General features: G+C 69.5%; 6 protein-coding genes and 1 tRNA gene. 5 read left to right on the forward strand and 2 right to left on the reverse strand.

The window, feature by feature from the left end; translation table 11 throughout:
- On the forward strand, positions 1 to 252 hold a 252-nt coding region (locus tag FW784_RS14655), incomplete at its 5' end, for a hypothetical protein (protein ID WP_205123598.1).
- A 653-nt stretch (positions 253 to 905) separates the two neighbouring features.
- On the opposite strand, the gene FW784_RS10105 is transcribed toward FW784_RS14655, so the two are convergent.
- Positions 906 to 981, reverse strand: a tRNA-Phe gene (locus tag FW784_RS10105).
- Between the two features lie 139 nt (positions 982 to 1,120).
- On the opposite strand from FW784_RS10105, the gene FW784_RS10110 reads away from it, so the two are divergent.
- A complete protein-coding gene (locus tag FW784_RS10110) occupies positions 1,121 to 1,540 on the forward strand; it encodes a DUF6491 family protein (RefSeq protein ID WP_149353223.1) in 420 nt (139 codons plus the stop codon).
- A gap of 90 nt (positions 1,541 to 1,630) precedes the next feature.
- On the opposite strand, the gene FW784_RS10115 is transcribed toward FW784_RS10110, so the two are convergent.
- On the reverse strand, positions 1,631 to 4,129 hold the full coding sequence (locus FW784_RS10115; RefSeq protein ID WP_149353224.1) for a S8 family serine peptidase: 2,499 nt from the start codon (positions 4,127 to 4,129) through the stop codon (positions 1,631 to 1,633).
- A gap of 251 nt (positions 4,130 to 4,380) precedes the next feature.
- Between FW784_RS10115 and FW784_RS10120 the strand changes: the two genes are divergently transcribed.
- The 3 genes from FW784_RS10120 to FW784_RS10130 form a co-directional block, all read left to right on the forward strand.
- Positions 4,381 to 5,208 (forward strand): DUF6689 family protein, encoded by an 828-nt coding sequence (locus tag FW784_RS10120; protein ID WP_149353225.1) that lies wholly within the window; start codon positions 4,381 to 4,383, stop codon positions 5,206 to 5,208.
- Between the two features lie 120 nt (positions 5,209 to 5,328).
- Positions 5,329 to 6,231, forward strand: a complete 903-nt coding sequence (locus tag FW784_RS10125) for an FHA domain-containing protein (RefSeq protein ID WP_235893646.1) — start codon at positions 5,329 to 5,331, stop codon at positions 6,229 to 6,231.
- Positions 6,228 to 9,068, forward strand: a 2,841-nt coding sequence (locus FW784_RS10130; protein ID WP_149353226.1) for a serine/threonine-protein kinase, incomplete at its 3' end; no start/stop codon positions are given. The genes FW784_RS10125 and FW784_RS10130, both read left to right, overlap by 4 nt.

The raw sequence follows: 9,068 nt of genomic DNA on the forward strand, positions 1-9,068 counted from the left end.
GACGGCTCCGGCAGTTACTGGATCGTCAGGCGCCGCGCCTGTCGGCGCGTCTACAGGGGTAATGCCGACCGCGCCGGTGCCCCCCGCTGCTACGCCGACGGCGCCGGCACCTTCGACCGGGACGCCGACTGCGCCCCCGTCGGGCGCGGCTTCTCGAACGCCTTAGTCCGTCAGCGCAGTCCGAGTTTGGGTGGACTCCACTGTCGGTCGCCGGCGGCGATTACCGTGGCCGGCAGCGTGCTGCGCGGCTAGGTACGCAGGAACCGTGCCCGTTGTACCGATAGATCGCCCAGCGAATGGCCGCGTCGCAGAGCGCCGCGGCCAATACACCGAGGGCAACCGCAACGGTCAGCACTGCCAATCGCTAACCGGGTACGCTACTCGGATATAAAGCTCCGGTCGGCATCAGGTCCTCGGTTGGCTTCGGCTGAAACCTAGAACGGCCTGTCCACTCCAATCTGACGGACCGGGACCACTGTCCGTTGGCTCCGCAGAACGGCTGCTCTGGCACGAGACTTCCCGTTGGATTTTCGACAGCTTTCAGCTGCACAAACAGCGGACCGGTCAGGAATACGGAGTCGACAGCAACGCGCACGCGCTTCAAATTCCATCTCGCTATCGGGCAGCGCGCTATCGCCGTCGAGAGGAACCGTCTCGGCAATCAAGTCGCACCGCGTCCTCCAGAATTCGTTTCGCGACGACACGGAACCAACTGGCAGTCGCGTGCGCGAAACCGTAGCGCGTGGCCGTCGCAACGCCGCAACGCAAGAGAGCCGGCCTCGATGGGTCGGCTCTTCGATGTCATGGGTATAAACCTGCGGGTAAACCGCGGACGTTCGCGACGGGCCGGCGAAACTTCGATCGCCCCCGAATCCGCTTCGACGCCGCGCGACCGCGGCATGTCGTGGTGGCCGGGGAGGGAATCGAACCCCCGACACGGGGATTTTCAATCCCCTGCTCTACCAACTGAGCTACCCGGCCACGCGGGAGGCGGCATGTTAGGTGGACGTGGACGCCTTGGCAAGCCGCATGCGTCCTGAACAGGCGTTGCGAACGCCATTGCGACTCGCAGACGCGGGCGCAAGATCGCAGGAGACACCGCTCCGGCTTGGAGGCCACCATGCGCCCGTCAGTCCTCGTCCCACTGGTCGCAGCCGCTCTGCTTGCCGGTTGCGCGACCAGTCCCGCCATGCAACCGGCCGCACAGCTGGCGCTATATAGCGCGCACGCCGGGCCGCCGGTGCCGGACTTCCCGTACTACCGCACGCTCACGCAGTGGACGCCGCTCGGTCGCGACGCGCTGGCGGTGTGGGTGTCGCCTTCGCGCGCCTATCTGCTCGACGTGCCTGGCTGCACCGACCTCGAGTGGGCGCACGGCATCCGGATCAGCAATACGGTCGGCCGCGTTTCCGCCCGATTCGACCGCGTGCAGCCGATCGGCGGGGGCAGCAGCGGCATTACGTGCCGCATCGAACAGATCCGCCCTCTGGATACGAAGGCCATTCGCGACGCCGAGAAGCTCGAGCGCGGCAAAGGCTGAGCCCGAGGTATCGCCACAGACCAAAACGCCCCGGATCAGCTCCGGGGCGTTTGGGGGGCGGTGTCGTCTGGCCGTCTTACCTCGGAGCGATCAGTCCTCGGCCGCGCGGTAGGCCGACAGGTACCGACTGGCCGCGACCGCGAATGCCGCTCGCGTCACCGTCTTGCCCGGGTCGAAGTACGCCTTGAGCGTCGGCTGCAGGTCGAAGGGCCCCTGCTCCACCGCGAAGCGCGCGTTGATCAGGCCGAGGTCGAGCGCGTACTGCACGTAGCCGCGGAGTGGCGCCGGAATCGACGCCGCGTCCGCCAGCGGCACGCGATTGCCGTTGTATGCCACCGTCATGTCGCCGCTGAACGCCTGGGCCTGCGGCTGCAGGGCCATGCTCTGCACCAGCGAGTAGGCAAGGGACACGCGCGTCACGGAGTCGGTCGGCCGGAACGCGCCGTTGACCGTGCCCATGACGCCGTCCTGCGTTTGCGCCAGATCCCGCAGTGCACCGCCGCGGGCAACCGCCGACTCCGCATAGGCGTAGCCCGTGTTGCCCGCCGAGAAGTCGCTGAAGCTCGACGTGCCGTTGAACGGCAGCGACTGGCGCACGTTCTGGCCCATCGACAGGTACTGCGCGAGCTCGATGCGCTTGAGGACCTGGTCCGGACGGAACTGCTTGTCCGAGTAGCCGTCGACGAGGCGATTGGCGACTGCGAACTCGATCGCCTGGCGCGCCGGGTGGCTCGCGATGTCATTCAGGCCGGTGTAGCCGCCGGAGTTGAGGAAGCTGACCTCGCCGTCCACCTGCCCGGGCGCGCCGTAGCCGTTGGTGACCTTCGCGGGATCCAGCGCCTGGCCCGACACGGAGCCGACGCCGCGCACGGTCAGCTTCCACTTGCCGGGCTTGCCGGGCGCGCCGACGGTGATCGTGTCGCTCTCGACCGGAAGCGCGATGGACGAACCGTAGCGCTCGCCGTCCGGATCGATCAGCACCAGCGCGACGGTGTTGTCGACCGTCGAGCGCGCACTGACGAATGCGACTTCAGGACCGACGTCGAACTCCATCGTGTCGACGGTGCCGACTGGCGAGAAGAACAGCGAGAACGGCTTGGGCGCCGAGCCGGGCGCCAGCACCGCGTTCGAGTTGAACGTGCGCAGTGCATTGACCGTGGCGCCCCAGCCGCCGCGCACGCCCGCTGCCTCGGCGACCGCCGCATACGTGTTGATGTGGCCGGCGCCGGCTTCCCACGACAGGCGGCCGGTCATGTTGGTGGCGGTGCGGCGGATGATGTCCCTGACCTGCGCCGGCGTGAGGTTCGGGTTGGCCTCGAGCATCAGCGCAACGATGCCGGCCACGTGCGGCGTCGCCATCGAGGTGCCGCTCATGTGCGTGTAAAACGGCAGGTACGCCGGATCGAGCGTCTCCGAATCGTGCTGTGCTTCCAGCGGCGGCAGCGCCCCCGCAACGTCGCGGGTCGAGACGATGTCGACGCCCGGCGCAACGATGGTCGGCTCGTTGATGTAGGTGAAGCTCTTGCCGTCCGGCATCGTGAAGGTGCCGGTTTCGCCGCGCTTGCCGCGCGAGGAGAACCCGGTGAGCACGCCGTCCTTCTCGCTCGCACCGACCGAGATCACCCACGGCGCCTGCGCGTACGGATTGTGCGTGTCCTCGCCCGGGCCGTCGTTGCCGGCCGCGAACACGCTGACGATGCCGCGCTTGGAAAGCTCGTACGTGGCGATGCTGACGGGGTTGGTCGGGTCGAACGTGCCGCTGCTGCCCCACGAGTTGGACGTCACGCGGATCGGGTCGCGATAGCTGAACTGGTTGGTCGCCGCGAAGTCCAGGCCTCCGACGGCGTCGAGGATGAAGAGCACGGCGCCCGAGCCGTAGCCCACGAGCGAAGCGCCGGGCGCGACGCCGCGATACAGCCCGTTCGACCGCTGGCCGGTGCCACCCACGATGCCGGCGCAATGCGTGCCATGGCCGGAGCTGAGGTCCGAATTCGGCACGTTTTCCAGATATGTCATCGGAACGATGCCGGGCGTTGTATCCGACGCGACCGACGCCAGCACGTTCTGCGCGGCCAGCACGTTCTGCACGACATGCGTGCCGAGCTTGAGATCGTCGTGCGTCGCGTCGATGCCGGAGTCGTTGATCATCACGCCGACGCCCTTGCCGCTGAACGGAATCGCCCGGCCGTAGTCGCCCGGATTGGAAACGGTGCGGGTCGCGCTGCTGATCTGGTTGGCTTCGACGTCGAAATAGCGAAGCGGTGCGTTCCAGTAGATCGACACCACGTCGCCTTCGGCCGCCAGCGCGCGGATCTCCGCCGGCGTCGCAAGCACGCCGGCGATTGGCAGCGTGTGCATCGTGCGGCCCTTCTCGATGCCGAGCGCCTTCAGCTCGGCGAGCTGCACGGCATTGACCGGGCCGGACTGGTTGTAGGTAACCACCACTGCCAGCTCGTCGCTCGGTGCGGCGGCGCCGAGCTTCTGCACGAGTTGCGGGTCGAGATGGGCGTCGGCGAGGGCCACGCCGCTGGCGAGCAGGCCGAGCGCGAGGGCGGAGATCCGGATCGGGAGGGAGCGCGGGGCAGACATGGGGAGAGCCTCGGGTGAGATGCCCAACGGGGGCGGCACCTACGTTTTCCCACCTGGCGCCGTGCAGTCCCATCCGGGAATGCCACCACGCGAGGCAGGGGTAAACACCCAGCCAGCGCAGTCCACGGGGCGCTGGAACGCCAGCCAGCCGCAGGCCAGGCTCGCCGCGGGGTCGCCACGACGAATGCTTCACAAACGTCGCTCTAGCGTCCTCCCAATCACGGGGTTTTTACGTCCACACCGGAGCCACCATGCCGCGCGTCATCTTCCGCTGGATCGCCTTCGCGCTTCTCTTCGTGGCCGCCCCCTTCGCCTCGGCGCAGTCCGTGCCCGTGCAGGTTTCGGTATCCGGCAATACGGCTACCGTGGTGATCGGTTCGCAGACGTCGCCGCTGGCCGACATGACGCTGGCCTTCGACAGCCCGCACGCGCTCACCGCGGCGAATCTCGGCATCAACGCGCAACTGGTTTCCACGACCGACCCGGCGCTGCTGGCGCGGCTGCCCGGCAACCTCACCTCGTTCGACGCCTCGTTCCCGCTCATGGTGACCGTCGAGCCTCCCGCCGGCGACCTGTCGTTCGACCGGCTGGTACATGTCGAGATCCATACGCATGCGCTCACCTACACCTACGGCACGAGCTATCGCCTCTTCAAAGCGCCGATCGGCGGAGCGTTCCGCGACATCACCAGCGAAGTCGCACAGGGAAGCGTGCGCGCGCGCGGCACCACCGGCGGTTTCTCGCAGTTCCTGATCCTCACCGACGTGCGCCGCACCGGCGACGTGGTGGACGAGAAGCTGCAACGGCTGCGCACGCGCATCGCGACCCTCGCGCCCGCCGAAGCCGCGCCGCTGGAGGCGTACCGCGCGGCGGCCGCGCAGGCCGTCGCCGAGGGCCGCTACGACGACGCGCTCGCGAGCCTCGATGCTCTAGCTGCGCGTACCGACGCACGTGCCGGTGTTGCCGTCCGCAACACCTGGAACGCCGGCGGCGGTTCCACCAACGATGCCGGCGAGATCCTTTCCGGGGTGGACACCGCGAAGTTCTCGATCGCCTACCTGCGCAACTTCGGGCACTGAGACCCGCCACTGCCCGGCATCCATATCGCTTCGACCGTGCCCCCGGCGCCAACGCGCCGGGGGCTTTTCATTTCCGCGCCGCGCTCCCTGCCCGTCCGCGACTAGGCCTAAGATCGCCCGATGCAGGCACGCCTCATCGCTTACGTCCCCGAAGCCGCCGCGATTGCCCGGATCGTCGCTTCAGGCGGACGGCTGCGCATCGGGCGCGCCGCCGACGCCGACCTGGTGCTGGAACACAGCTCCGTGTCGCGCCGCCATGCCGAACTCGAGACGCTCGGCGACGGCGCGTGGCGGCTCGTCGACCTCGGCAGCAAGAACGGCACGTTCGTCGACGGTGCGCGCGTGTCGAAGACCACCATCGCACGCAGTGGCTGGTTGCGGTTCGGAGACGTCCACTGCGAATTCGCACTGCTCGACGCGATCGCCGCCGAAGCGCAGGCCGCGCGCTGGGCGGAGCGGCGCACGTATGCCACGCACCTGACCCAGCGTATCGACGCGATGGCGCAGCCGCAGGACGGGCTCGCCACGCCCGCGCTGCTCGAACACAGCATGCGCGCGGTGCTCGAGCTGGCGCAGTGCACGCGCGGCTTCGTGCTTGTCGCGGAGCGCGGTCGCTACCGCATCGCGGCGTCCGTCGCGCTCGACGCCACGCTCTCGACGGGGACGGAGTTCACCGGAAGCCTGGGCGCCGTGGCGCAGGCGCTGCGCACGCGGGCGCCGGTCGTGTTCAATGACGTCGGCCAGGACGCGTGGCTTTCTTCGCGCGAATCCGTGGTGCGCGGGGGATTGCGCACCCTGGTCGCGCTGCCGCTGCTGGACGGCGCCGCTGCGCTGGGCGCGATCTATGCCGACCGCCGCGAGTCCGGGCCGCCACTGACCACGCTCGACGTCGAACTCCTGCAGGCCTTCGCCGAGCGCTGCGCTCTTTGGCTCGCGGCGCGGGGGGAAGTACTCGGCAGGACCGAGCCGCCATCCACCGACGACTGGACCGAGATGCTCGCGGGGCACGCGCCGACGCGATGAGCGACGCCACCTCCACCGGTCTCTACGCGCAGATGGATCTCGCGCCCGGCACACTGCTTGCCGGGCGTTTTCGTATCGAGCGCCTGCTCGGCGTGGGCGGCATGGGCGTCGTATACCGCGCGCTCGACGAAGCGCTCGGCGTGCCTGTCGCGGTCAAACTGCTGCGCCCCGAAGTCGCGCAGCGCGCCGATGCGTTCGAACGCTTCCGGCAGGAACTGCTGCTTGCGCGCCAGGTCTCGAGCCCGCACGTCGTGCGCATCCACGACATCGCCCGCCACGAGTTCGCCAATGGCGAGGCCCGCTGGCTGATCAGCATGGACCTCATCGAGGGCGAGCCGCTCGACCATCGCATCGATCGCGGGCCGCTGGCCGTCGACGACGCGGTGCGGATCACGCGCCAGGTCGCGCTCGGCCTCGAGGCCGCGCATGCGCGCGATGTGGTGCACCGGGACCTGAAGCCCGCGAACATCCTGATCGATGCCGACGGCAATGCGTACCTCACCGACTTCGGGGTCGCGCGTTCGATCGCCAGCAGCACGCGCGGCTCGACCAACAGCATCGTCGGCACGCCGGATTACCTGTCGCCCGAGCAGGCGCGCGGCGATCCCGTCGGCCCGCGCAGCGATCTCTACGCGCTCGGGCTGATCCTGCACGAAATGCTGACAGGCGAACGCGCATTCGCGTCGGCGACGGCGGCCGAAGCGCTCGCCCAGCGGCTCGTGCGCAGCCCGCCCCTGGTCACCACGCGACGCGCCGACACGCCGTCGTGGCTGGCGCGGCTAGCCGAACGCCTGCTGCGTCCGCAGCCCTCGCACCGGCTTCCCGACGCCGCGGCGGTGGTGCGGGCGATCGATCGACGCGAACTGCCTCGTGATCCGCATCGCCAGTGGCCGTGGCTCGCAGCGGCGGTCGTGCTGATGCTGGCGATCGCGGGCGGCGCGTTCTGGCGCACGCATCACGCAGTACCTACCGACGGCGCGCCCGCACCATCGCGACCGCTCGACCGCGTGCTGCTGATGCCGCTCGAGGGCGCGGCGCTGTCGGATACAGAACGCGTGGGACTGGAATCGGTCTTGCGCGACGCGCTTGCAGACGCGCCGGGGCTTGCGCGCGTCGATGTCGATCGCACCCTCCAGGCGCTCGGGCAGCTGGATGCGACGGGGCGTCCCACGCTCGAATCGATGCGCCGCGCCGGTGCCGCGAGCCGCGTCGTGCGGCTGGAAGTGCAGCCGGTCGCCGGCGCGTGGCGTGTGGTTGGCGAACAGGACGGCGGCACTGACGAGCGTCTGCAGGGACCACGCGCTGCGACAGCCGGCGATGCGCTGCGCGAGTGGCTGCGCACGCCCTCGGCGATCGATGCGCTCGGGCTTACGTCAGCAATACCCCTGCGCGTGCCGTCGGCGGACGTCGTGGCGCTGCGCGGCGCGGCCGAGATCGCACGGCGGTCGGGCCATTACGACGCTTCACTTGCCACGCTGCGCCAGGCGACCGCGAACGACCGCACCGACGTTGGTGCGTGGATTCGCCTGGCGGAGGTCGCGCAGGCCGTGGGCGAGGACGACATCGCGACAACCGCGGTGACGCAGGCCCAGCGCATCACCGGCGCATCCTCGCCACGGCTGGCGCAGCGGCTCGCCGCCATGCATTCGACGCTCGACGGGGATTCGGAAGCCGCCGCTCGCGCATGGCGCCAGTTGTTCGCGCGCTCGCCGTCCGACACGCAGGTCGAGCTGCAGCTCGCGCGTTCGCAGGGCGCGGCAGGCGACTTCGACACGGCGATCGCGACGCTCCAGCACATCACCTCACGCGATGCGCAGGATGCGCGCGCCTGGTTCGAACTCGGGAAGCTGTCGATCCTCAAGGGTGACGCGCGGCCCGCCGTGGACGACTACCTGGTGCGCGCGCAGGTGCTGTTCAACCGCGGGCGCAGTGCCTACGGCGCGGCCGAGGTGGTGAACGCACTCGGTGTCGGCTACGGCCGGCTCGGCCAGACGCGCGAAGCGGAGGAAGAGTATCGGCGCGCGGTGGCGTTGCGGCGCGCCGTGGGCAACCGGCGTGGCGTTGCGACCAGCCTGCGCAATCTCGCCAACCTGCTCAGCCAGCGCGGTGCGTTCGACGAAGCGGCAAGCTCGCTCGACGACGCGCGACGCATCAACGTCGAGCTCAACGATCGCGCCGGCTTGGCCGCCGTCGACAACGAGCGCGGCCTGCTGGAAGAGGAACGCGGGCACTACGCGGCATCGCTGGATGCATTCCGGCTCGCCCTGCAGGGCTTCGAGCGGGCGGGCGATCCTCACGGCGTTGCACAGGCGCTCAACGACATCGGCTTCGCGCAGTACCAGCTGGGCGCCTACGACGACGCGCAGACGTACTGGCAGCGCGCAGCCGACGCGTATCACCAGCTCGGTGACGCGACCGGCGCGATCCGCACGCAGCAGAACCTGGGGCTGCTGGAGGCGGCACGCGGGCGCTGGAGCGACGCGTGGCAATCGCAACAGGCAGCGCTCGCGCAGGCGCGCAAACGGCAAATGGCCGAGGAAGCGGCGGTCGGTCTGCGCAACCTGGCCGAAGTGGCGCTGGCGAGGGGCGATGTCGCGGCTGCACTCTCGAACGTGGCGCAGGCCCGTGAGCTCTTCCGCGAGCGCGATGATCTTCGCGGCAGCGTCGACGTTCTTCTTCTGGGCGTCGAAGCGAGGCTGGATGCCGGCGACACCGCTTCAGCGAAACGCGAGCTGGACGCGCTGCGCGGCGACCTCGCAAAGGCATCGACCGAACAGCGCGCCATCGCCGGACGCCTCGGCGCGCTGCTGGCCGAAGCGTCCGGCGACACGCGTGGC

Source organism: Cognatilysobacter lacus (assembly GCF_008274655.1).
Taxonomy (GTDB): Bacteria; Pseudomonadota; Gammaproteobacteria; order Xanthomonadales; family Xanthomonadaceae; genus Cognatilysobacter; species Cognatilysobacter lacus.